18 protein-coding genes and 1 tRNA gene are annotated in these 22,785 nt (G+C 44.9%); 12 read left to right on the plus strand and 7 right to left on the minus strand.

Features of this window, described 5'->3' with window-relative positions:
- Positions 1-54 precede the first annotated feature (54 nt).
- Positions 55-1,056: an adenosine kinase gene (locus tag Q1A18_RS09275; protein ID WP_299578802.1), complete on the minus strand. Its 1,002-nt coding sequence runs from the start codon at positions 1,054-1,056 to the stop codon at positions 55-57.
- 454 nt (positions 1,057-1,510) lie between these two features.
- Between Q1A18_RS09275 and Q1A18_RS09280 the strand changes: the two genes are divergently transcribed.
- The 10 genes from Q1A18_RS09280 to Q1A18_RS09325 all read left to right on the plus strand — a co-directional run bounded on the left by Q1A18_RS09280 (position 1,511) and on the right by Q1A18_RS09325 (position 13,612).
- Positions 1,511-3,187, plus strand: coding sequence for a hypothetical protein (locus Q1A18_RS09280; RefSeq protein ID WP_299578804.1), 1,677 nt, complete (start codon positions 1,511-1,513; stop codon positions 3,185-3,187).
- 44 nt (positions 3,188-3,231) lie between these two features.
- On the plus strand, positions 3,232-4,098 hold the full coding sequence (locus tag Q1A18_RS09285; protein ID WP_299578806.1) for a 4Fe-4S dicluster domain-containing protein: 867 nt from the start codon (positions 3,232-3,234) through the stop codon (positions 4,096-4,098).
- Positions 4,091-5,323, plus strand: a complete 1,233-nt coding sequence (nrfD, locus tag Q1A18_RS09290) for an NrfD/PsrC family molybdoenzyme membrane anchor subunit (RefSeq protein ID WP_299578808.1) — start codon at positions 4,091-4,093, stop codon at positions 5,321-5,323. Before Q1A18_RS09285 ends, nrfD begins: the two co-directional genes overlap by 8 nt.
- A 41-nt stretch (positions 5,324-5,364) precedes the next feature.
- Positions 5,365-6,075 carry a hypothetical protein gene (locus Q1A18_RS09295; protein WP_299578809.1) on the plus strand — a complete coding sequence of 237 codons (711 nt, stop codon included), beginning with the start codon at positions 5,365-5,367 and terminating at the stop codon, positions 6,073-6,075.
- Between the two features lie 207 nt (positions 6,076-6,282).
- Positions 6,283-7,953, plus strand: a complete 1,671-nt coding sequence (locus tag Q1A18_RS09300; RefSeq protein ID WP_299578811.1) for an ATP-binding protein — start codon at positions 6,283-6,285, stop codon at positions 7,951-7,953.
- Between the two features lie 12 nt (positions 7,954-7,965).
- On the plus strand, positions 7,966-9,309 hold the full coding sequence (locus Q1A18_RS09305) for a sigma-54 dependent transcriptional regulator (RefSeq protein ID WP_299578813.1): 1,344 nt from the start codon (positions 7,966-7,968) through the stop codon (positions 9,307-9,309).
- Positions 9,310-9,389: 80 nt separating this feature from the next.
- A complete protein-coding gene (locus Q1A18_RS09310; protein WP_299578815.1) occupies positions 9,390-9,920 on the plus strand; it encodes an archaemetzincin family Zn-dependent metalloprotease in 531 nt (176 codons plus the stop codon).
- Between the two features lie 152 nt (positions 9,921-10,072).
- Positions 10,073-11,629 (plus strand): pyruvate kinase, encoded by a 1,557-nt coding sequence (locus Q1A18_RS09315; RefSeq protein ID WP_299578817.1) that lies wholly within the window; start codon positions 10,073-10,075, stop codon positions 11,627-11,629.
- Positions 11,630-11,760: 131 nt separating this feature from the next.
- Positions 11,761-11,952 carry a cold shock domain-containing protein gene (locus Q1A18_RS09320; RefSeq protein ID WP_299578819.1) on the plus strand — a complete coding sequence of 64 codons (192 nt, stop codon included), beginning with the start codon at positions 11,761-11,763 and terminating at the stop codon, positions 11,950-11,952.
- Positions 11,953-12,160: 208 nt separating this feature from the next.
- Complete coding sequence (locus tag Q1A18_RS09325; protein WP_299578821.1) at positions 12,161-13,612, plus strand: hypothetical protein; 1,452 nt, start codon at positions 12,161-12,163, stop codon at positions 13,610-13,612.
- A gap of 122 nt (positions 13,613-13,734) precedes the next feature.
- On the opposite strand, the gene Q1A18_RS09330 is transcribed toward Q1A18_RS09325, so the two are convergent.
- From Q1A18_RS09330 to Q1A18_RS09355, 6 genes are all read right to left on the minus strand, one after another.
- Entirely contained in the window at positions 13,735-14,169 is a 435-nt protein-coding gene (locus Q1A18_RS09330; RefSeq protein WP_299578823.1) for a hypothetical protein, read from the minus strand.
- 83 nt (positions 14,170-14,252) lie between these two features.
- Positions 14,253-15,506, minus strand: a complete 1,254-nt coding sequence (codB, locus tag Q1A18_RS09335; protein ID WP_299578825.1) for a cytosine permease — start codon at positions 15,504-15,506, stop codon at positions 14,253-14,255.
- 26 nt (positions 15,507-15,532) lie between these two features.
- Positions 15,533-16,528, minus strand: a complete 996-nt coding sequence (locus Q1A18_RS09340; protein WP_299578827.1) for a hypothetical protein — start codon at positions 16,526-16,528, stop codon at positions 15,533-15,535.
- Between the two features lie 353 nt (positions 16,529-16,881).
- A complete protein-coding gene (locus Q1A18_RS09345; protein WP_299578829.1) occupies positions 16,882-17,868 on the minus strand; it encodes a DUF1080 domain-containing protein in 987 nt (328 codons plus the stop codon).
- Positions 17,869-18,070: 202 nt separating this feature from the next.
- A tRNA-Asn gene (locus Q1A18_RS09350) sits at positions 18,071-18,144 on the minus strand.
- A 190-nt stretch (positions 18,145-18,334) separates the two neighbouring features.
- The gene (locus tag Q1A18_RS09355; RefSeq protein WP_299578831.1) at positions 18,335-19,099 is read right to left on the minus strand and encodes a hypothetical protein; all 765 of its coding nucleotides are present in this window, start codon (positions 19,097-19,099) and stop codon (positions 18,335-18,337) included.
- 330 nt (positions 19,100-19,429) lie between these two features.
- Here Q1A18_RS09355 and Q1A18_RS09360 point away from each other — a divergent pair, with 330 nt between their 5' ends.
- Together Q1A18_RS09360 and Q1A18_RS09365 are read left to right on the plus strand one after the other, a co-directional pair.
- Positions 19,430-21,766, plus strand: coding sequence for an MMPL family transporter (locus Q1A18_RS09360; protein ID WP_299578833.1), 2,337 nt, complete (start codon positions 19,430-19,432; stop codon positions 21,764-21,766).
- 5 nt (positions 21,767-21,771) lie between these two features.
- On the plus strand, positions 21,772-22,755 hold the full coding sequence (locus Q1A18_RS09365; RefSeq protein ID WP_299578835.1) for a polyprenyl synthetase family protein: 984 nt from the start codon (positions 21,772-21,774) through the stop codon (positions 22,753-22,755).
- Positions 22,756-22,785 lie beyond the last annotated feature (30 nt).

Below are 22,785 nucleotides of genomic sequence, written 5' to 3' on the forward strand. Positions count from 1 at the left end.
TTTTTTACTGAATCGGAGCCATCCCTAAAACGCCCCATCCTCAACTTCAGCAAGTCAATTGTTTTTCCAGCCCTCTACTTGTTCAAATATTCCCGGCCATTCCGCATCCGGAATTTTGGCCCCCAATACCTGAATTACCTTACTGGCCAGCAGCGAAGCCAGGTTTCCGCAGTTTTCAAGCGAAAAACCATGCGCCAGCCCAAATAAAAAGCCTGAAGCATAAACATCCCCTGCTCCTGTAGTATCCAAACTTTTCACTTTAGGCGTGTCCACTTTTATGTACTGATCTCCGGCCTGAATCATCGAACCATCTTTTCCTACCTTTACCACAGCCACTTCACACTGCAAGGCAATTTGCTTTAAAGCTGCTTCGGGTTCCAATCCGGTGTACGCTTTAGCCTCTTCTTCATTAGCAAAAACCACATCCACATATTGGTCTATCAAGTGTTTCAGAAAATCCAGGTTCGCTTCCACCACATTGAAACTTGCCAAGTCCAAGGCAATTTTCAGTCCCTGACTTTTCGCGAGCTTCAAGACTCCCTCAATCAATTCATGATTAAAAACCAGGTAGCCTTCAATATGAAGAAAGTCATAACCCGCAAACAAATTTTCCGACAAATCATCCACCACCAACTCACTGGCAGCTCCCAGGTAAGTACCAAATGTCCGCTCCGAATCTGGTGAAATCAAGGTAGCGGCTTTACCCGTTGGAATCTGACTGTAAAAAAGATGCGGCGCAATATGACTTTTCTCAAATTCATCTTTGAAAAAATGGCCCATCGAATCATTCGCAATTTTTCCGATAAATCCGGCTTTTCCTCCCAGTTGTGCGATAGCTCTTAACGTGTTCGCAGCCGAACCGCCTGTCTCAATTGAGCGACTCAAGCCCTGAGTTGAGTCCAGTATCTTTTGCGACAAACCAGCATCAACCAAGGTCATGCTCCCTTTAGGCAACTGAAAATCATCCAGCAACTGGTCGTCCTCCAGTTGAACCAGAATATCTACCAGGGCACTTCCGATACCCACAATTGTTTTTGGCTCCATAGTATTGTTCATGGCCACAAAAATAATGAAAATGCTGACTTAGCGACTCTTAAAAACATATGCCAGGCAATTAATCATGACTCTTCCAAACAAGAAAAGTGAACAAACTTGAACTCCAATGCAAAAATTAATTGATGCCTATTTCATTTATTTCTAATGAATTTCAAGCACTTCTCTTCGCAAAGTGTTGTTTTATTCAGCAGTATTGATTTTTTCAACACTCGACACAACTCACTAGCTCACTGCACAATAAGAAAATCCATAAAGCAAACTGTTGATTATATCAACAATACCCTCTGTTTAAGCAAACAACACGCAAGCCCATAACAACATGACCACCTGTACTTTACGCGTGTTCTATTTTATGGCATCCTATTTGGCTAATAGTGAAGCAAAACAGTCTAACAACTGACTAACAATCAATTACGACTAAGTAGAAATAGAAACCACACTTAATATCAACGTTATGAAAACCTTTTTAGCAACTTTTTTCACATTATCACTTCTACTGCACAGCATCGCTGGCTTTGGCTTTGTGGTGAGTGATAAACAAGCTGGAGAACAGACCAAGGCTACAAGCCTGCAACTGGTTAGTTCTCCTGAGCTACTGAACCTGACTTCTGACTGGGTGGCTAACTTTAAGAACCAGCATCCAGATAAAGACATCACCATCCGCACAATGACTTCAGAAACAGCACTTACTGAAGATCAGCTCTACCTGACAACGCATCAGCCTCAGGTAATTCCAGAGGAAATCAGCTGGAAAATGATTATCGGCCATGATATTATTGTACCGATTATCCATTCAAACAACCCGCTTATTCAGGCAATTCAACAACAAGGCATTCATGCCGAAGATCTGGCTCAGCTGATTGTGGAGCATTCAAACTGGAGCCAGGTTCTCGAAGGCGCTCCCAGCCAATCTGCTCAAATATATCTGGTTGACCAAGAACAAATTCGAGCAAAACTTGCCAGTTACACTCAAGTGTCACCAGCTGACATTCAGGCAACGGCGTTTTCTTCAGCCGCCGAACTTCTTGCTGCAATGCAACAAGACGTAAAGGCCATTGGATTCTGCAAATTGGCGGATGTAATCGCTTCAAACAACACCACATTTGCTTCAAACATCTGTATTCTTCCGATTGACAAAAACAGGAATGGACGCCTGGACCGCTTTGAAAACATCTACCAAAGTCCTGAAGCACTAACCCGTGGTGTTTGGCTGGGCAAATACCCTCGTGAACTGAGCACTGAGATTTATGCCATGGCCGTGTCAAAACCAGACCAGCAAAATGCGTTGGATTTCCTGAGCTGGGTCAATAACAACGGACAAGAACTGCTGGCCGCCTCAGGTTACAGCTATCTTTCCAGCCGCGAAAAAACGGCTAACATCGAAGCCTTAATTCAGCCCAACGCACAACCTACACCCGGGAACAACACTCCAGGCTTGCCCTTAGGATGGATACTCGCTGCAGCCCTGGTACTTGTTCTGTTTTTCGTTTACCGGCTTATTCATTCCAAACAAGAAGACCTGGCCGAAATTGGAAGTGACGACATTGAAATAACAACTGCCATGAATGAGGACGCGATTGAGGCTCCAGCCGGCCTGTTCTACGACAAAACCCACACCTGGGCCTTTATGGAACGCGACGGACTGGTTAAAATTGGCATCGATGACTTTTTGCAACACCTCACCGGACCTCTGACACAAGTCAAACTCAAAGAGCCCGGAACTGAAATTCGTAAAGGCGAAAAAATACTAACCATCATCCGCGAGGGTAAACAGTTGGAGATTCACTCTCCTGTTTCCGGAGTTATCAAAGCGCAAAACCAATCGTTGCTGAACGCTCCGGTTCAGTTAAACACTGCACCCTATTCCGACGGATGGGTGTATCAGATTGAACCTTTAAACTGGAGCAGAGAAGTACGCTTGCTATTTCGTGTTGACACTTACCGCGACTGGCTTGAGGATGAATTTACACGACTGAAAGATTTTCTGGCTCATGCAGCCAACACCAACACCCTGGCCTTTGAACACCTGGTCTTGCAAGATGGCGGCGAACTGACTGATAACGTTTTGGCAGACCTTGCCCCTGAAGTTTGGGACGACTTTCAAACCAAGTTCATCGACACCTCTAAGTAAACCATACGCTAAACGCTTATAATCACTATCCTAAAAACAGAGTTATGACAATCGATCGTAGAAAATTCTTCAAAAGCATTGCGATAACCGGCATGACCATTATCGGTGTCAATGCTTCGGGAGCGCCCAAGGCAAAGTCAGAGGATGAGGAGACCGAATTTTATGGAATTCTGTATGATTCAAGCATCTGCATTGGCTGCCAGGCTTGTGAAAAAGCCTGCGCCAAAGCCCACGGTCTACCCGAACCAACCGACAAGCCGGAAGTAGGTGTCGTTCGAAAAACCAGTGAAAACCAACGCTGCGTCCTCAACAGCTACGAAACCTCCCAGGGCGAAGTTTATGTACGAAACCAGTGCATGCATTGCAACGAGCCGGCCTGCGCCGCAGCCTGCCTCACGCAGGCCATGTACAAAACCAAAGAAGGCCCCGTCATTTGGCGTGAAGATAAATGCATGGGATGTCGCTACTGCATGATTTCGTGCCCGTTCGATGTTCCGAAGTTTGAATACGGAAGCACCAATCCGAAAATTCAGAAATGCGACATGTGTTACGACCGGATTATTAAAGGCGAAAAACCAGTTTGTGTTGAAACCTGTGGCGATGCCTTATTCTTTGGAACCCGACGCGAGCTGGTCGCTGAAGCCCGCCGCCGAATTGCCGAAATCCCTGAGCTCTATATCGATTCAATCTACGGAGAACGCGTAGCCGGAGGAACCGGTTACTTATACCTGGCCCCAGTTGCGCCCGGCGAGCTGGGCTTCGATACCCGTATCCAGCCCTCGTCTTATCCGGCACTTACCAAGGGTTTTCTGTACAGTGTTCCTTCTGTCTTTATCCTTGTGCCTACCCTGCTGCTAGGTATTCACGAAGCTACTAAATCCAGAAAAACTAAAGACGAAAATCATGACTAGCCCAATAATTCCGTTAACCAAAACAGCCAAAGATCAATCGACTTGGCGCTTTTTAATGAACGAGCTAAAACCCAGAGGAAAATGGCTGACACCTTTTAACCTGATCTCCATTCCGATCATCCTCGTGGGGCTGGCTCTTATTGTTATTCGCTTTACAGAAGGCCTGGGAGCCGTTTCCAACATCAATCAGGAAATCCCCTGGGGCTTGTGGAAGGGCTTTAACGTAGTTACCGGCGTAGCCTTTGCCGGTGGCGCCTATGTACTCACCTTCATCGTTTATATTCTGAAAGTGGATAAGTTCCACTCCATTGTCCGGGTAACCGTGCTGAACGGCTTTCTGGCTTACCTGTTTTACGCCGGAGCACTGGTTCTTGACCTGGGCAAACCCTGGAACATCTTCAACCCGATTATTGGCAATAACTTTGGAGCCAGCTCGGTACTGTTTCTCGTAGCCTGGCATTTCCTGCTCTACATTGTGGCTCAGCTCATTGAGTTTTCTCCGGCTGTAGCCGAATGGCTGGGCGCCCGTCGTGCCCACAAGCTACTATCGGGGCTGACTCTCGGAGCGGTCATTTTCGGAATCACGCTTTCAACCTTACACCAATCCGGTTTAGGCGCTCTGTTCCTTATGGCTAGCCAAAAGATTCACCCGCTCTGGTACAACGAGTTTATTCCCATTCTGTTTCTGGTTTCCAGTGTGTTTGCCGGCCTATCCATGGTTATTTTCGAAGGGTCAATCAGTCAGCGGGTCTTCTTCCGAAAAATCAGCAGCAAGAACCGCGAATCACGCAATAGCCTGGTGCAAAGCCTTTCAAAAATCTGTGCTTTTTCCATGTTTGCCTACCTGGCCATGCAATTCCTGGTTTTCATTCACGGACAACACTGGGATTTGCTCAACACACCCATGGGCTACTGGTTCCTGCTTGAAATGATTGGTTTTGTCCTTGTTCCGATGGCGCTGTTTTTCTATGCTTCCCGAAAGTCCAGCATTTTGCTGAGCCGGGTGGCCGCCATCATCACCATACTTGGCATTATTCTGAACCGTTTGAATGTATCGATCATTGCGTTTCGCTGGGATGCCGCGGTACATTATGTCCCCTCCTGGATGGAAGTGGTGGTTAGCATTACCATCATCCTCATTCAGATTTGGATTTTCCGCTGGGTTATCAGCCGGATGCCTGTGCTTGACGAATCGCCCAAGTGGGCACAAAAAGCCAGTCATTAGGCAACTGACGAGTTTGAATTAACAACCTAAAATATACAATCATGGACGGATTTACATACACCAATATCTTTGCAACCAAAGGAATCGAATACCTGGCCATCATTGGCTTTTTCCTCCTACTGGTTCCATTCTGGATGCTGCTGACCAGAAAATCAAAAACCTCCGGGCAGGAGCAACTGACTGGCAGACTGATTACCGCCAGCATGCTTCGTATTCCTCATGGAATTTTCTTCAGCAAGTTTCACAGCTGGGCATACCTCGAAAAAAACGGAGCGGCAAAAGTTGGCCTTGACGACTTGCTACTTCATCTTACCGGCGAGGTAAGCATTACGCACCTGAAACAACCGGGCGAAAAAGTGCAAAAAGGCGAATGGCTCACGCAAATTAACCACAACGGAAAAAGCCTGCGTATTTTCTCTCCCATCTCAGGCGAAATTAAGCAAATGAATGAGTTGCTGGCCGAAGAGCCCGGGCTGATGCGCGAAGATCCGTACCGTCAAGGCTGGATGTACCAGATCAAACCCTCGAACTGGAAAGCTGACACCAACGCCCACTTTTTAGCCGAAGATGCCAGCAACTGGGCAGCCCAGGAACTGAGCCGCTTCAAGGATTTCCTGTCGGCTTCAGTCATGAAACACTTGCCCGACCCAAGCCAGGTGGTTTTACAGGACGGAGGAGAATTGGTCGACCATCCGTTGGCAGAACTGCCTCCGGAAGTATGGCGTGACTTTCAGGAAAACTTCCTGACCTAAACAACCACCAAAAATACGCTTAAGCCTTAGTGCTTCTTGAAAGGAAACGGTTTTAGAGCGGTGTGCATGCCACATCGCTTTAGCCGTTTCTGATGATTTTAAATAACCGGATTTCATCATTTAGATGTTATATAACAAAATACAGAATTGAGTCTGGTTTCAATTTTCAACTAACTTCGTCCTAGTAACTAACTTTAGCCTGCACCCATGCCCTGGTTAAAAAAGATAGAACAAAAACAACGCGTTGGCAAACCTCTTGTGAATGGTTATGTCAAATTCCGTTCTTCCATCTACGGACGGGTTATCTTCATCATCGCCATTTCTTCCTTTTTCCTGTTTGTCTCCTTCGGAATTATTTTCCGGTCGGTGAATGAAAATTACATGAAATCGGTGATCAGTGAAAACGGCAACAACATTGGCTTTTTGGTCGAAGGGGCTTTGTACGATGCCATGCTGAAAAATGATCAGGCCTCGCTACAGCGAACGCTGGACCTGATCAACAACATGTCCGGGATTGACAATGTGAGCATGTACGACACCAACAACAACCTGGTGTATACTTCCATTTCGAGCAATTCGGCCAACCACAGCGACCCCGACTGCATCAGCTGTCACGAAGACTTTGCCCAAATGTTTTCGGCAGAAGAGAAATCCTACCGGATTATTGAGGCCAAAAGTGAGTGCATCATGAATCCGGACAATGACAGCATTCGTAATTTAATGATCAAATCTCCCATCTTAAACGATCCTTCCTGCCATACGGCGGCCTGTCATGCCCACAGCCCCGATGAAAAAGTGCTGGGATCGCTGATGATTAAAATGCCGCTTGAGAAGCTGGATAATGCCCTGCAAGAGTCAACCACCGACTTTTTCCTGATGGCAGCACTGATGACCATTTTGCTCATCCTTTTTCTAATTCTGTTCACCGACAAAAAGATAAAAAAGCCTCTGAACCAGATTATCCGCGCGGCTGAAAAGGTGGCCAAAGGCGACAAAGACACCCGCCTGCGTATTAAGCCCAATTCGCTCTCCGACATGCGCATGGTTTCTTACGCCTTCAACGAAATGCTGGATAACCTGCACACAGCCAACACCGAGCTGCAAAATTGGTCCCAACAACTGGAATATAAAGTTCAGAAGAAGTCGGAAGAATTGGGGCAGGCACAGAATGAGCTGATCAACATTGAACGCATTGCCTCGCTGGGGAAACTTTCATTATCCGTCGCCCACGAAATCAACAACCCGCTGTCCGGCATTCTTATCTACACCAAACTCATTCACAAGCAGCTGAGCAACCCCCAGCTCGATCCGGAGAAGGTAAACAACATGCTCAAACACCTGAAACTGATTGAAAGCGAAACCAAGCGTTGCGGCGATATTGTAAAAGGCCTGCTCGACTTTTCCAAAAAAGATCAGGAAGGCTTTGAAGCTAAACACCTGAACGAAATCTTGCGCGATACCGCCACCCTGATGAGCCACCCTATGAAGATCGCCAATATTCACTTTTTGGCTGATTTATCGGCCAAACAAGACCTGATCTTCTGCAGCCCGAACCAGATCAAACAAGCATGCATGGCTATTTTAGTCAATGCTTCGGAAGCTGTTGGTGAAAACGGCGAGATTACCCTTCGAACGCTCAACCCCGATCCGGAGACGATCCGGATTGAAGTGATTGACAATGGCGTTGGAATTGCCGAAGCCGACCTGCCTTATGTGTTTGAACCCTTTTTCTCGACTAAAGAAAAAGCCAGCGGAATTGGACTCGGTTTATCCATTGTGCATGGCATTATTCAGAACCATAAAGGAAAAACTGAAGCTCAGTCAGAACCCGGAAAAGAAACAACCATTGCCATCACCCTCCCATTAATAAAGACTTAATCAAGCTCAATCATGACACAAAAAATCTCCATACTCATTGTTGACGATGAAAGCTCCGTAAGAGACTCCCTGTACAATTGGTTTATTGAAGACGGCTACCAGGTAGATTGCGCCGAAGATGCCAAAGTCGCCTTAAACAGGTTGGAGTCTGAAACTTTCGACATTGTGCTGGCCGACATTAAGATGCCGGGCATGGACGGACTTGAAATGCTCAAGCGCATCAAAGCCATTCAGCAAGATGTCATTGTGATTATGATGACCGCCTTTGCCACTGTTGAAACAGCCGTTCAAGCCCTTAAAGATGGAGCTTTCGACTATGTAACCAAACCCTTTGACCCGGATGATTTATCGCACCTTATCCGCAATGCATCGCGGCAAATTACCCTGATGGAGGAGAATGAGGTTTTGAAGGAGAAAGTGGTGTCACTGGAAAATGTGGAAGACCTGATTGGCAAAAGTGAAGCCATGAACCAGGTATTCCGGGAAATTGAAAGCGTGGCTCAATCCAATGCTTCAGTCATTATTACCGGCGAAAGTGGGACCGGCAAAGAGCTGGTAGCACGCGCCATTCATGCCAACTCCCCACGAAAATACTTCCCCTTGGTCAGCGTTCACTGCGGAGCCCTGTCCGAAAGCCTGCTTGAGAGTGAGCTGTTCGGACACGAAAAAGGCGCATTTACCGGAGCCGTTTACAACCGGAAAGGACGCTTTGAAATGGCCGACAACGGCACCATTTTTCTGGATGAAATTGCGACCATCTCCCCCAAAATGCAGATCGAATTACTAAGGGTGCTCGAAAGCAAGAGCTTTATGCGCGTTGGTGGGAACAAAGAAATTAAGTCTGATTTCCGGGTGATTTGTGCCACCAACCGCGACCTGAAAACCATGGTGGACAATGGTGTTTTTCGCGAAGACCTTTACTACCGCCTCAACGTAGTCAACATCAACGTGCCCCCTTTACGCGAGCGTACCGACGACATCCCCTTGCTGGTCGACTACTTCATCAAGAAATACTGCAAAACCATGAACCGGGCGGTAATGACCATTGACCCGGCCGCCTTGAAGCGTCTGGAGGAATTCCCATTCCCGGGCAATATTCGCGAGCTGGAGAACATGATTGAACGAGCCATTGTCGTTGGGAACGGCAAGAAAATCACCTTAAAAGATCTTCCCATCGACCGACCGGAAGCCAGTCCTTCATTCGAAAGCCTGAACGATATTGAAAAGCATCATATTCTTCAGATTCTGAATAAGTACAATTGGAACATTTCGGCTTCGGCCAAAGCGCTGAAAGTGGATCGGGTGACTTTATACAATAAGATCAAGAAATATCAACTTAAGCAGGCAAACAATTGAGCATTCAGCAAAAAGATGGGGCAAACATGTCCCGACGATACGGACAAAACCACCTGCTTGCTGCTTAAACCGACGGATACATGAAGCCGGAGAACATCACACTAATTTCATTTGGGTATTTCGAGAAACGATTTCTCGGTGAAATCATGTATGATGTCGAACGGGAATTCCGCATCCCGGTTATTGTCCGCGAAGGTTATCTGGACCTAAGCCTTTACTTTGATCCTGCGCGCCGCCAATACAACGGAAATCGCCTCCTTCAGGATATCAACCAGCAATTTGCTTCTGATGAAACCAAAACACTCGCCGTTTTCAATGTCGATCTATACATTCCGATTCTCACCTTCATTTTTGGCCAGGCCTTTTTAAACGGCCGTTGCGGCATTGCTTCGGCATACCGACTTCGTAACGAACGCTATGGCATTGCGCCCAACGAGCCTGTTTTTGTTGATCGTTTGCGAAAGGAAGTGATCCATGAGCTGGGGCACGCCTTTGGCCTTATCCACTGCCTTACCCCGACTTGTGTCATGCGTTCGAGCACCTACGTGGAAGACATTGACCAAAAAGGCTGGTCGTTTTGTCCCAAGTGCAGGAAACAGCTGGAAGGCTGACTCCGCCAAAAGCTCCCGAATTCCGGAGCAGAGGTACTTGAAAAGAACCAACACCGATAGTAAGACCTAAAAGTATTCTTATCTTTATGTTTTATTTTCAAACGGATAAATAGTGGCAAAACACCCGAACACAAAAAAGTAATCGTCTGAATATGAAATCTATTGATGTTGACAAATTAATCCTTCGGTTGATGAGGATCAGGGAGGCGATTCTCTCATGCGAAGAAAACTATGAACCGATGATCCAGTCGGTGCATCCGAATTACCAATACAGCGTACGCAATTTCATTCGCTACCTGAAACTACGCACCTTTGAACTCCGGGAGATTCAGGAGGAACTATCGGCCATGGGACTCTCTTCCATTGGTCACTCGGAACGCTATGTTTTAGCCAACATCGAAAACATCCTTTACTTTTTGCACTTGTACCAGGGGAAAAAATTCCAGGGGAAATACGATCTGGGCGAGCACCCGGTTAACTACTTCCGGAGTAACGATGTACTGGAAAATAACTCCACCCGCTTGCTGGGAAAAAGCAACCAGTCGCTCAACACGCGTATTATGGTTACTTTACCTTCGGAGGCCGCAACTGATTACGAACTTGTCAAACGATTGATTAAGCTGGGGATTGAAGTTGCGCGGGTAAACTGCAGCCACGACACACAGGAAGATTGGGAAAAGATGATTGCACATGTCCGGCAAGCTTGTCGGGAAACAGGTCAGGAATGCCGCATTTACATGGACTTGCCCGGCCCGAAAATGCGAACAGGCCCTGTCAAGATGAAAAAAAAGAAAAAGAAGAAGAAAAAACAGATCAATTATCTGACTTTGCATAAAGGCGATCATTTGCACGTGTATCGGGAAGAAATTCTGGGACGCGATGCCCAATACTCCGCTGACGGAGAACTGATCGCCCCTGCCCAAATTGCAATTGCCTCTCCTATTCAGTTTTCCGACCTGAACGTGGGTGAACACATCTGGTTTGACGATGGCAAAATCGGAGGAGTCATCAGCGCAATCACCGCAGAATACCTCGATGTGGAGATTGTGCGGGCTAACATTGAAAAGGGAAGTAAGCTTCGGGCTGAAAAAGGTATTAACCTCCCTGATTCAAAGCTAAACCTGCCTTCCCTCTCCTCCGACGACCTCAGCTTTCTACCTTTCCTAACTGAACAGGCCGACATCATTGGCTATTCATTTGTACGCCAGGCCGCCGATGTGATTGCCCTTCAGAACGAGCTGAAAAACTACGGAAGATCAGACATTGGGCTGGTTCTAAAAATTGAAAACAGTGATGCTTTTGAAAACCTTCCCGAGCTGTTGATCACCGCCATGCGCAATCCCAATATCGGAGTGATGATTGCTCGCGGCGACCTGGCTGTTGAACTGGGAGCTGAACGCATATCTGAAGTTCAGGAGCAAATTCTGTGGCTGTGCGAAGCCGCTTTCATTCCCAACATCTGGGCCACCCAGGTTCTTGAGAAGCTGTCGAAGGAAGGCGTTGCAACCCGCGCCGAAATTACGGATGCCTCCATGGCAGCCCGTTCGGAATGCGTAATGCTTAACAAAGGAGATAACATGCAGGAAACCGTGCAAATTCTGTATAACATTCTGCATCGTATGGAAGCACATCAATATAAAAAGAAAGGAACTTTACGCGCTTTGCGGGTGGCTGAGGGTTTTCTATCGAAAAAGAATCTCCCCCTGTGAAACAAAAACAACTTGCAATGCTTGACAAATGAAACGACCTGACTAAGTCCAGCGCAGGTGTTTTTTGGGTAATCTATGCAAGATTCCCAATAATTAACCTTAACTTGCACGGTATTAAAACTATTCATATCATGAACAAAGGAACAGTTAAATTTTTCAACGAATCCAAAGGTTTTGGATTCATCAAAGATGCCGATTCATCGCAAGAATATTTCGTGCATTCATCCGGGTTAATCGACAATATCGGAGAGAATGACGAAGTAACCTTTGAGTTGCAAGAAGGCAGAAAAGGATTAAATGCAGTCAATGTTAAACTAGCTTAGTTTAAAATAAACTTACCATTTAAAGATCTTAAGTCCCATTAAACATGGGACTTTTTTTTATCTCATTTTCAGACCGATTTAAAAATTTACACCGACAAAAAACAACTGATTTAAAGCATGTTTATCTATCCAGTTCATCTCTGAAATGAATAATGGTACAGGTTTTGTATTTTCACTGGAAACAGATCATTAATTAATACATAATGTCATGAAAAAATCAATCATCATATCCCTACTCGCACTGCTTATAGCAGCAACGAGTACCGTTCAGGCAAAAAACTACCCGAATGAATACCTCGGACTGCCTGGAGACAACCTCAACCTCTACGCCACCATGAAGCTTTTTCAGGAATCAGAAACTCTTGAAGATTTTGAACGAAGTTTGAATGATGAAAATTCACGCATCAACAACCTCGACCTGAACGGCGACCGAATGGTGGACTACCTGATGGTAATTGATTATGTTGACGGACATGTCCACAACATTGTTTTGAGAGCCGCCTTGAACCAGAATGAAACACAAGATGTGGCAGTTTTTACCGTTGAACGTTTCAATGACGGATCAGCCCGCATTCAATTAATTGGCGACGAAGCGCTTTATGGCCCCAATTATATTGTTGAACCCATTTATGCCGACAACCAGGAAAGACCCAACCCCGGCTATATCGGAAACTCAACCGTTGTCGTTGAACGTCCGTCCATGGTTGCTGTTACCACTTTTCAGGTGGCTGCCTGGCCCGTTATTCGGTTCATTTACCGTCCGAGCTACGTAAGCTGGCATTCATCCTGGCGATGGGGCCATTACCCTTCCTACTGGCGGCCATGGCGCCCCTATTACTGGCATACTTACTATGGGTACCATACCCACTATCACAACCATTACTATGCGCACTACCGGCATTCGCACCATCATCATTACAAACATTACAACAAATTTTACTACAGTCGTGTCCGGACTTATTCTCCGAGGGTATCGGCCCGAATAAAACAAGGAAGCTACCGGAAAACCTATTCGCGTCCGGACCTGAGAAGAAAAGGAGATGTACTTTACAAGCGAACAGCTCGCAAAAATCAGCGATCACGCGAAAACTATTCGGATAGCAGGCGCAGAACATCCAGCTCATCTGTGAGTAGCCGGCCAGTTAAACGGAACAGTTCCGTATCTCATAAACGATCGGGCTCGAGCACAACAACACGGGTAAGCCCAAACTCTTCCGTAAACAGAAGAAGCAGTGTAACACGCAAGTCATCAGCCGTTCAGCCCAACAGGTCAGTTAACAACTCGTCTTCAGGACGCAGCACCAAGGTATCACGTAGAACGAGTCCAAGCAGTAATTCGACTTACAGAAGTGGCACCAAGTCTTCGGTGAAGAAGCAAAGTCGGCCATCTCCGAAATCAACAACAATAAAGACAAACCGGACAACACGTTCGTCTTACAGCAAGCCCAGCAACAGTTCTTCCAAACGGTCATCCACTTCGGTTTCAAGAAAGTCGAATTCCCAACCGAAGAGCTCTTCAAGGTCGGTAAGATCCCGAAGTTCTTCATCAAAGCCTAAAGCAACGGTTCGCAGCAGCAGCTCCAGCAGCAAGACATCAAAAGCTGCATCGAAAAGCAGGCAATCACGGAGTTCTTCCAGCAAGCGATCCGGACGTAGGTAAATCCGAAAAACATAAAAAAGCCGATCCATTTCTGGATCGGCTTTTCTGTGCTTCCAAGTCAAGCTTTACGCGCTAAATAATAATCGCTTTGAGGATAAAACCGGCCTTCGGTCTTGCCGTTTTTAACGAATCAAAGCAAGGTCTTCATCAATAACCTCAGGATTAAAAGCCAGCAATTCATCCGTATACAGCATCTCCGGCACCGGACGATACAGAATGATGCGTTTATTCAGAACATGGGCAAATCCCATTTCCAGAAAGGTATTCCCTCCAATGTAGTTGGCAATGCCCTTTTTATCAAAGTTCAAAACCAGAATCCCATCGGCCATTTTTATCTTCTCAAAATAGCTCCGAATGACATCATGCTCTATCTTTCGCCGGGCACTTTCACCCGCATTGGTTTTCTCGGCAAAATAGTCCTCCAACGTGAGCTCACCGGCTATAATTTGCTGGCTGGTCAAAGGAATATCCACCGTATGCCCCAACCGGGTTAACCCCTGTGCCACCTGCGCTATTTGTGGCGTAAAATCAATACTTGAACAGATAACAATATGCATATCAAACTCATTTTTTTTCAGAATACAAAGCAGGCTTCCTGTATTTATCTATTCAACAAGAAACATGCGCAGCTTGCTGTGCGCTAAGCCTTGTCCGCAATCGTTTTGGTTTTAAGAATCACCTTTTCGATGATCACATAAGCGACAATAGACGTAAGCACACTATTTACCGGAGCAACTCCCGGCAGAAAAGTAGCAGCTAAAACACCCATTCCCCACGCCACAACGGCTGACCAGCGAAATTTAGTGATCGTTTTCTCGGCTAATTTGGCATATTTCATTTTATGCACCAGGTAGAAGTCGGCAATGAGCACCCCGCCAATGGATGGCAACATGGTATTCAATACATTCAGAAAGCCGACAAAGTTGTTGTACAAATAAAGGGCAAGCAAAGTCCCGACAACACCATTGACAATTACCATTACTTTTTTAGGCAAACGGGTAATGTTTGAAAAACCTAAGCCTGATGCATAAAGTGCATTGTCATTGGTTGTCCAGATGTTTAAGCCCAAAATTATCATGGCCCAAACAATCATTCCCTGCTGCATTAAAACATCACTAATATCAGACTGCTGATAGAAAGCGGAACCAACCGCCCCAAACAAAAACATTAACGAATTACCCACGAAAAACGCAATCAGCGTGGTTGATACGGCAATTTTGCTGTTTCTTGAAAATCGGGTAAAGTCAGGAGTTAAGGTGCCACCGCTAATAAAAGAAGCTACACAAATACCAATTGCAGCATAAAGTGTAATCGGATTTGACGGAACAATATCGAACCAAGCCTCTGTACCACCAAAATCATTAAAGGCCTTACCAACCGACATTAAGCCCAAAAACGTGATGGAAGGAACGGCAATAAAACTAAGTATTGTCAAGGCTTTGATTCCAAACCAGGCCGTAGCGGTCATAATGAATCCAGAGACAATAACCAGCATGTAAATATTTAAGCCAGTTACTTTTTGCACCGGAATAGCAAACATGGCTACACCAACACCGAACCACCCCACTTGCGTAATTCCCAACAAAAACGAGGGTAATATGGAACCGCGTTCGCCAAAAGAATAACGCGCCAACAGGTGAGTGGACAAATTGGTTTTGGAGGCAATAAAAGCAAGTAAGCCTGTGTAAATTCCTAAAATAAGGTTTCCAAACAATACGGCTGTAATAAAATTAGCGGCCGTTAATCCTGCTCCCAGGTTTCCACCAGCCCACATACTGGCTGAGAAAAATGTGAAACCCAGCATAACAACCAGCATGGGCCAAAATCCTTTTTGATTATTTTTATCAACAGGCGACAATGAAAAGTCATGGTCAAAGTGTGTCGTCTTTTCCATTTCTTATATAGTATAGTTTGAATTGATTATGAATTTGCAATAGTTTTCAACTTATCCAGCTGACAACGGGCCACTTCCAGCAGACTAACATCGGCGAACCGGCTGGCATCAAGCTCTGGGAAACGTTCACTGAGCAGCTGTGTAAAAGTTCTGCCCCGGCGGGCCATGGTATGCACCTGCTCCCAATATTCAATCACATCTTCCAGGTATTCAGGAAGCCAAAAAGCCCGTGACCCGGCATCGTAAATCACACAGCGCTCAATAGCATATGCCGGCGCTTCGTATTGACTTTCGATAAACTCCGGCGTCATTAACGCATCGCGTTTGACCAAGTCGGTTCCGGTAAGTTTTATCGTCAATGGCGATGAAATGGTTGGAACGGAAAAACGTCCTTCAATGTAACAGAGGGTAGTTGATTGGTAGCCTTCAAATTTCTCGCGGCACAGGGCATCCACTTTTTCCAAAATTTCTTCCGTACGCTGTCCTCCAAAAGTGAAAAACAGAATCGATTCAATATTGATGTTGTTCATTTCGGCTTGTTTTACCAAGGCCTCCAAGCCAAACTCTAGGCTGGTTCCGGTAGCCACAACATCGCCAATGACAATTTGTGCCGATGGAGGCATGTAAACTTTTTGGTAATCACTTTCAATAATATGCCATTCTTCCGATTCCGGATTCCTCCGCGCACGCTGGGCACTGATAAACGACGAGCCATGCAAATTCCAGCCAAAAGCATCGGCAATAGCCTGACGCAAGCCAAAATTCAATCCTCCACGCAAAATGTTAAAAACAATGGTTTTTCGTTCTTCCAGTTTAATCACTTGCTCTTCCTGCATACTTTTTAAAGCCAGCGAACAGGCTTTGCCTAACTTTTGCGTGTAATCAACCCCCATAACGGTTGAATCATTGCAAATTGCACGCGTTTCAGCACTGGAAACAAGCAAGCGGTTGACACTTGTTTTCCCTTCTTCCTCAATTTGATAGATTGAGGAATTGTTATTCGTTGAAATTCTATTCAGCATTTCTAAAAGATTTAGTATGTAATCGGGAGAAACAGGAGACCAGAGAACGGTCTCGAAGAGTGCCCCGAGTATCTAGAATTACCCTCTAAATACCGGACCACAAAAGTGCTTTTTATTAATTAAAAATCAAAAATTGATGTTCTTAAACAGCTCCTTTAGATCATCTCTTACCCTTTTATTAACAAGTGGACAAAAATGCCTGTCTTTGAGATTTCGTCAGCCCAGGCACCAAGGCGTTGAGCAAAAAAAAGGCCAATCATCGTCTGATTGACCTTTTTAGCTCTCCAACAGTGGTAATATGCACCTGTTTGCAACAATTCCACGTTTAAAGAAAACTATTTTTACAACACCACTTAGTTGACAGCTGGTGTAATCACAAATTTGCGGAACTCGATGGGTCCATGATCACCTTGCACCATGATGGGGCCCGGTTCTCCCTCTTTGCTATCAAGCGAACCTCCTGTAATTCCAGGAATTGGTCGGTTTGAAACCGTTTCAATACCGTTATGAACAACGGTTACATGGCGGCCTACAAGCGTGATTTCGTAAGTCTGCCATTCTCCCGGTTTTTTAGCAGCGTTAACCGAAGGAGCAATAAATCCGTAAATACCACCAATACTTACCGCATCAGCTCTTCCTTTTGAATCTTCAATTTGAAGTTCGTAACGGCCACGAAGGTAAATTCCACTGTTACTTCCTTCCGGATAGCGGAATTCGACGCTAAGCTTGAAATCGTCAAATTTTTGATTGGTAACCAGGTTGCCACCTTTTTCTGTGTTCACCATAACACCATCAATCATCCGGAACTTATTGTTCGCCGGAATGATCCATTTGTCCATGTTGTCCGTAAGCAGGTTAATCGGATTTCCCCAAATTGCTGGTTCTGTTCTTTCCAAAGAAGGCGCACGAACACCAGTCCATTTCAGTTTGTTGCCATCAAGTACTTTATATCCGGTCAACACATCGTCTTTTATCGTAAATTCAAAATAGATGTCATCAATATCCATCCATTGTGGTGGAATGGTAAAATGATATTTATCTTCACTCGCTGAATAATGAATTTCTGCAATTGGTCTTGCACTTCCTTCGTATCCTACATAATATCCTACAAGTGTTGAGAAACCAGACAATTTAATTTCCAACCATCCGGGGAAACCATCCGAGGCCATTAAACCGTGTCTGAAAATTCCGAGATTCTCTAATTGTTCTTTCTCCATGGTGATCGTAAGATCCCATTTCCCAATCACATTCGAATCGCTTTCAACACGCTGTGCCTGCACCGAAACGAAGCTAGTTAAAGTAAATACAAAAAGTAATAGGAATGTTTTTAGTTTTTTCATGATACTATTCTGTTCGATTAATAAATGTGAATTTTTTGTTTACGTACAAATCTACTTAAAAAACTACTTCAGAATAAATCACAATATCCGAATCGGGTGTGTATTTGGAATTATTTACTATTTGTTGGAGGTTTCTCAGACTTTCAGCTTCTTAAATCAGGGACAAAAAAAAGGTCAACCATTTCTGATTGACCTTTTTGAGCTCCCCAGGTAGGACTTGAACCTACGACCTACGGATTAACAGTCCGCCGCTCTAACCAACTGAGCTACTAGGGAATTTTTATCTTTAGAACTGTTGCTTTGTGTTTCAAAAGCGATGCAAAAATAGGAGCTTTTTTGGAAAGAAAAAACAAAAACAGAAAAAATTATTCATTTTGATCGATATTTTTTTTCCGACCAAACCCCTTTGAAATAGGTACACCCAGCGCACACCTAACTAAAGATTCTGATTATCACCAACCTTACTTTAAAAGTGCCGAACCAAAGCCGAACGCCACCAGGAATAATATTTTTCTTCCAAATCTTTTTCCGAAGGAAACGGATAAAAGAGGTACTGCTTTTGGTCGCCTACAAAAAACCCGGTTTGAATGGTTCGATACGAAATGTCATCGCGCAAAAAACGCAAGACGGTTTTAGTTTGACGAGCTGACGATAGTTTCAACTTCTTGATACAATCCCGAAGATGATCCGGATTCGGATAAGGCAAATCGCTTAGGGGGCCATCGGGATTTGTTCCCCAGTCATTCAATTTCAAATCCACTAAAAATACCTTGGGAGCTGACACGGGTTGATTCAAATCGGTTAAACGGCGAATAAAATCAACCGGCGAAAGTTTACTGGCCACCCGCGTAGTCACCGGAATTAATTGTTGATACAAGTGAATTTCCTTGGTAGTCTTCGGAATATAATCATGAGCTGCCATTTCCAGCACCTTTCCGTCATCAGTCACCAGGTAAAGATTACGCAGAGCACGCAAAGGAATTGCTTCAAAACAGCGGTAAATGGAAAGATAAACCGAACGTTTGGGCTCTCCATCATCATAGGGTTTCATTTTTAAATTGATATAATCCTGATGCAGTTTGGTATGGTCGGGATCAAATTCAAAAAAAATCACCTCCCCATGAAGCTGTTTTTGGGTACCTACCGAAAGGTAATTCCCAAAGTCATGTGGTTGCAAATGCGAAACAATAATGGACTCGGGAGTGGCAACCAGGTAAAAATATTTTTTCATAACTTCTAATTTTATTGATTTGCGTTTCTCCTAATTCCAATTCAAACAACACCTTTCATTACGTCCCATTCTTTAAGCAGGCTTGCTCCCTTCCGTATCCAACTTGTTTTGCCCCATTAAAAACAAGGTTTTCACCCCTTTAAATCACGAATCTTTCTTTATCATTAATGAAGGGAAGCTGCACCAATGCTTTCTTTCGTAATCCCATTTTATTAACTATTTTCGCCATAATTTTTTATACGAATTTTGATTATGTGGGTTTGGCTCTCCGGTATTATACTTAGAAACAGGCGTTTATTACTTTCAATATTAGGACTTGTTACCATTTTCATGGCCTATCAGGCCAGTAGAGTTGAAATGTCCTATGAGGCGGCACAGTTGCTTCCTAAAAAAGACAGTGCTTATGTTGATTACCAAAAGTTCAGAGAAATTTTTGGAGAAGAAGGTAATCTGATTGTCGTGGGTGTTGAAGATCCGGATTTTTTCCAGCTGGATCATTTTGAAGCCTGGCATGAACTGGTCTCCAACCTGGACCAGATTGACGGGGTTGAAAATCTACTGTCGGTTTCCAACGCTTATAATTTAAGGAAGAACAAGGAAAAGCGCAGTTTTGAAATTGAAGAAATCTTCCCGGAAGAAATCAATTCCCAGCAACAACTCGACAGCCTGGCCTCGCTCTTTCACAGCCTGCCCTTCTATCGTGGTTTACTATACAATGAGGAGTCCGACTTTTATTTGCTGGCCATTTCGGTCAACAAAGATAAAATGAAGTCGAAACAGCGGGAAAAAATGGTGACTTCGATTCAAAAGACCTGCGAAGCCTTCTCCGAGAAAACCGAATTAGACCTCCACTATTCCGGTCTCCCTTACATTCGGGTTGTCAATTCCATCAAAATCAAAAAAGAAATTTACCTGTTCAGTGCCTTGGCCCTGCTGCTTTGTATCATCACCCTCTTTCTGTTTTTCAGATCGTTCAAAGCCGTTCTTTTCCCCATCTTGATTGTTATTACCGGGGTGATATGGGCCATGGGAACCATGGCGCTGTTTGGATTTAAAATTACGCTGCTCACCGGGATGATTCCGTCCCTGCTCATCGTAATTGGTATTCCCAACAGTATTTACATGCTGAACAAGTACCATCACGAATTTCGGAATCACGGAAATAACATAAAAGCCTTGCAGCGGGTCATTATTAAAATCGGGAATGCCACCTTTTTAACCAACCTGACCACGGCTTCCGGGTTTGCCACCTTTGTAATTACAAACAGTGAAATTCTAAGACAATTTGGAGTTATTGCTGCCCTGAACATCTTGACCTTGTTTGTTCTTTCGCTGCTGCTGATTCCCATTTTATTTAGCTTTGCCAAACCTCCGGGCGAGCGTCACATTAAGCACTTGGAAAGCAAACTCTTCCAATTTATCGTTATGCGTCTGGAAACCATTTCACAGAAGCACCGCAAGCTGGTTTACATTTCCACCATTGGCGTATTGCTGCTGGGTTTCTATGGCATTTCGCAAATAAAGAGCTCTGGCTACATGGTCGACGATATTCCGGAAAGCGACATCATTTACAAGGACCTGAAATACTTTGAAAAACAAGTTGACGGATTGATGCCTCTGGAAATCATTATTGATACCCAACGCCCCAACGGAGTCATGAGCCTCAGCAATTTCAAACGCATTGACCAATTGGAAAAACGACTGGAAAATTACGATGAACTGTCGTCTTCCATGTCGTTGCTGAATATTTTAAAATTCTCGAAACAGGCTTTCTATAATGGCAATGAGCGCTACTACAGTCTGCCTAACAACCAGGAAAAAAACTTCATACTGGGTTACGCCACCAAAAGTAATGAAGATGAAGCTGCTGGAGTCAGCGCCCTTCATTCCTTTTTGGATAGCACCAAACAAGTAACCCGAATCAGCATTCGGATGCATGACGTGGGCACCAAACGCATGGAAGAGCTTTACACCGAGTTTAAGCAGGAAGTTGACTCCGTTTTCCCGGCCGACAAGTACGATGTAACCGTAACCGGCTCCAGCGTAACCTTCTTCAAAGGCACGCAGTACCTGGTAAAAAACTTGTTTAGCAGCCTCACCCTGGCCATCTTCCTGATTGCCACCTTTATGGCCGTTATGTTTTACTCCTGGCGCATGGTGCTAATGTCATTAATACCGAACATCATTCCGCTCATATTTACTGCAGCAATCATGGGTTTTGTGGATATTCCCATCAAGGCTTCCACTATTCTGGTTTTCAGTATTGCTTTCGGTATTTCGGTCGATAACACCATTCACTTTTTGGCCAAGTACCGGCAAGAACTAACAGCCACCGGCTGGAATATTCAGGAGTCCGTCAAGCTGGCCCTGCGTGAAACAGGCGTGAGCATGATTTACACCTTTGTGGTTCTTTTCTTCGGATTTGGTGTTTACAGCGTTTCCCAGTTTGGGGGTACAGCAGCCCTTGGTATCCTGGTTTCGCTAACCTTATTTGTCGCAATCACTTCAAACCTGATTCTACTTCCCTCGCTTCTGGCAGGGCTCGAAAAATACACGACCACTAAGTCATTCCACGAACCTTTGCTCCAAATCTTTGATGAAGAAGAGGACATCGAGCTGGATGAGCTGGAAATAGAAGGTACTAATCAAGAAGACAAAAAGCTATGAAAGCCATGTATTCAATCCAGGAACTCCAGGAGCTGCTGGTAGAACAACTCCAGCAGGAAGCAACGCAAATCGGACAAACCCAACCGGTAAATCTGTACCAACCCATTGAATATACGCTACACATGGGCGGGAAACGCCTGCGTCCGGTAATGCTTTTGATGGCTTGCGATTTATTTGGAGGCGATGTGAACAAGGCCTTGCAAGCCGCGCTAGCTGTTGAAGTATTTCACAACTTCACCCTGTTGCACGACGACATCATGGACAAGGCGGAAATCCGACGTAACCAACCTGCAGTTCACAAGAAATACAATGAGAATGTGGCTATTCTTTCAGGCGATGCCATGTCTATCATGGCTTACCAGTACCTGCTAAAAACTGCGCATCCCGCCATTCAGCTGGTAGCCCAACTGTTTTCGAGAACGGCCATGGAAGTTTGCGAAGGGCAACAATACGACATGGACTTTGAAAGCCAGTCCAATGTCAGCATCGACAATTACCTGGAAATGATTCGGCTAAAAACAGCCGTACTGATTGCCGGAGCAATGAAGATGGGAGCACTGCTGGGAGAAGCTCCCGAAGCTGACGCTGAGCGTCTTTACCGTTTTGGAATCAATCTTGGACTGGCCTTTCAGCTGCAGGATGACCTCCTGGATGTTTTTGCCGATCAAGCCAAATTCGGTAAAAAAATCGGTGGTGACATCTTATCCAATAAGAAGACATTCCTTTTGCTCAAAGCACTCGAACTGGCATCGCCCACACAACGAGCCGAATTAGAACACTGGATCAATAAAACAGACTTCGCCCCGGAAGAAAAAGTGGCCGCAGTCAAAAAAATATATGGCGAACTGAATCTTCAGGAAATCAGCAGTCAAAAATCAGACGATTACTATCAGGCAGCACTTGGTGAATTACAAGCCATTGAGCTTGAAAACGATCGGAAGCAACCATTGATTTTATTGGCTAAAACCATCATGAAACGTGAACATTAAGCACTAAAAAGCGTTTGCTATTGTTGTAAA

It is taken from the genome of uncultured Sunxiuqinia sp. (assembly GCF_947495665.1).
In the GTDB taxonomy this organism is placed as follows: Bacteria; Bacteroidota; Bacteroidia; order Bacteroidales; family Prolixibacteraceae; genus Sunxiuqinia; species Sunxiuqinia rutila.

What these genes read in the sequence shown, in the direction of transcription:
- Q1A18_RS09340 (WP_299578827.1), bottom strand. Translation starts at nt 16,528, where the DNA reads ATGCTGAATAGAATTTCAACGAATAACAATTCCTCAATCTATCAAATT.
- Q1A18_RS09365 (WP_299578835.1), top strand. Translation starts at nt 21,772, where the DNA reads ATGTATTCAATCCAGGAACTCCAGGAGCTGCTGGTAGAACAACTCCAG.
- Q1A18_RS09280 (WP_299578804.1), top strand. Translation starts at nt 1,511, where the DNA reads ATGAAAACCTTTTTAGCAACTTTTTTCACATTATCACTTCTACTGCAC.
- Q1A18_RS09320 (WP_299578819.1), top strand. Translation starts at nt 11,761, where the DNA reads ATGAACAAAGGAACAGTTAAATTTTTCAACGAATCCAAAGGTTTTGGA.
- Q1A18_RS09295 (WP_299578809.1), top strand. Translation starts at nt 5,365, where the DNA reads ATGGACGGATTTACATACACCAATATCTTTGCAACCAAAGGAATCGAA.
- Q1A18_RS09275 (WP_299578802.1), bottom strand. Translation starts at nt 1,056, where the DNA reads ATGAACAATACTATGGAGCCAAAAACAATTGTGGGTATCGGAAGTGCC.
- Q1A18_RS09305 (WP_299578813.1), top strand. Translation starts at nt 7,966, where the DNA reads ATGACACAAAAAATCTCCATACTCATTGTTGACGATGAAAGCTCCGTA.
- Q1A18_RS09300 (WP_299578811.1), top strand. Translation starts at nt 6,283, where the DNA reads ATGCCCTGGTTAAAAAAGATAGAACAAAAACAACGCGTTGGCAAACCT.
- Q1A18_RS09360 (WP_299578833.1), top strand. Translation starts at nt 19,430, where the DNA reads ATGGCCTATCAGGCCAGTAGAGTTGAAATGTCCTATGAGGCGGCACAG.
- Q1A18_RS09310 (WP_299578815.1), top strand. Translation starts at nt 9,390, where the DNA reads ATGAAGCCGGAGAACATCACACTAATTTCATTTGGGTATTTCGAGAAA.
- Q1A18_RS09345 (WP_299578829.1), bottom strand. Translation starts at nt 17,868, where the DNA reads ATGAAAAAACTAAAAACATTCCTATTACTTTTTGTATTTACTTTAACT.
- Q1A18_RS09325 (WP_299578821.1), top strand. Translation starts at nt 12,161, where the DNA reads ATGAAAAAATCAATCATCATATCCCTACTCGCACTGCTTATAGCAGCA.
- Q1A18_RS09355 (WP_299578831.1), bottom strand. Translation starts at nt 19,099, where the DNA reads ATGAAAAAATATTTTTACCTGGTTGCCACTCCCGAGTCCATTATTGTT.
- nrfD (WP_299578808.1), top strand. Translation starts at nt 4,091, where the DNA reads ATGACTAGCCCAATAATTCCGTTAACCAAAACAGCCAAAGATCAATCG.
- Q1A18_RS09285 (WP_299578806.1), top strand. Translation starts at nt 3,232, where the DNA reads ATGACAATCGATCGTAGAAAATTCTTCAAAAGCATTGCGATAACCGGC.
- codB (WP_299578825.1), bottom strand. Translation starts at nt 15,506, where the DNA reads ATGGAAAAGACGACACACTTTGACCATGACTTTTCATTGTCGCCTGTT.
- Q1A18_RS09315 (WP_299578817.1), top strand. Translation starts at nt 10,073, where the DNA reads ATGAAATCTATTGATGTTGACAAATTAATCCTTCGGTTGATGAGGATC.
- Q1A18_RS09330 (WP_299578823.1), bottom strand. Translation starts at nt 14,169, where the DNA reads ATGCATATTGTTATCTGTTCAAGTATTGATTTTACGCCACAAATAGCG.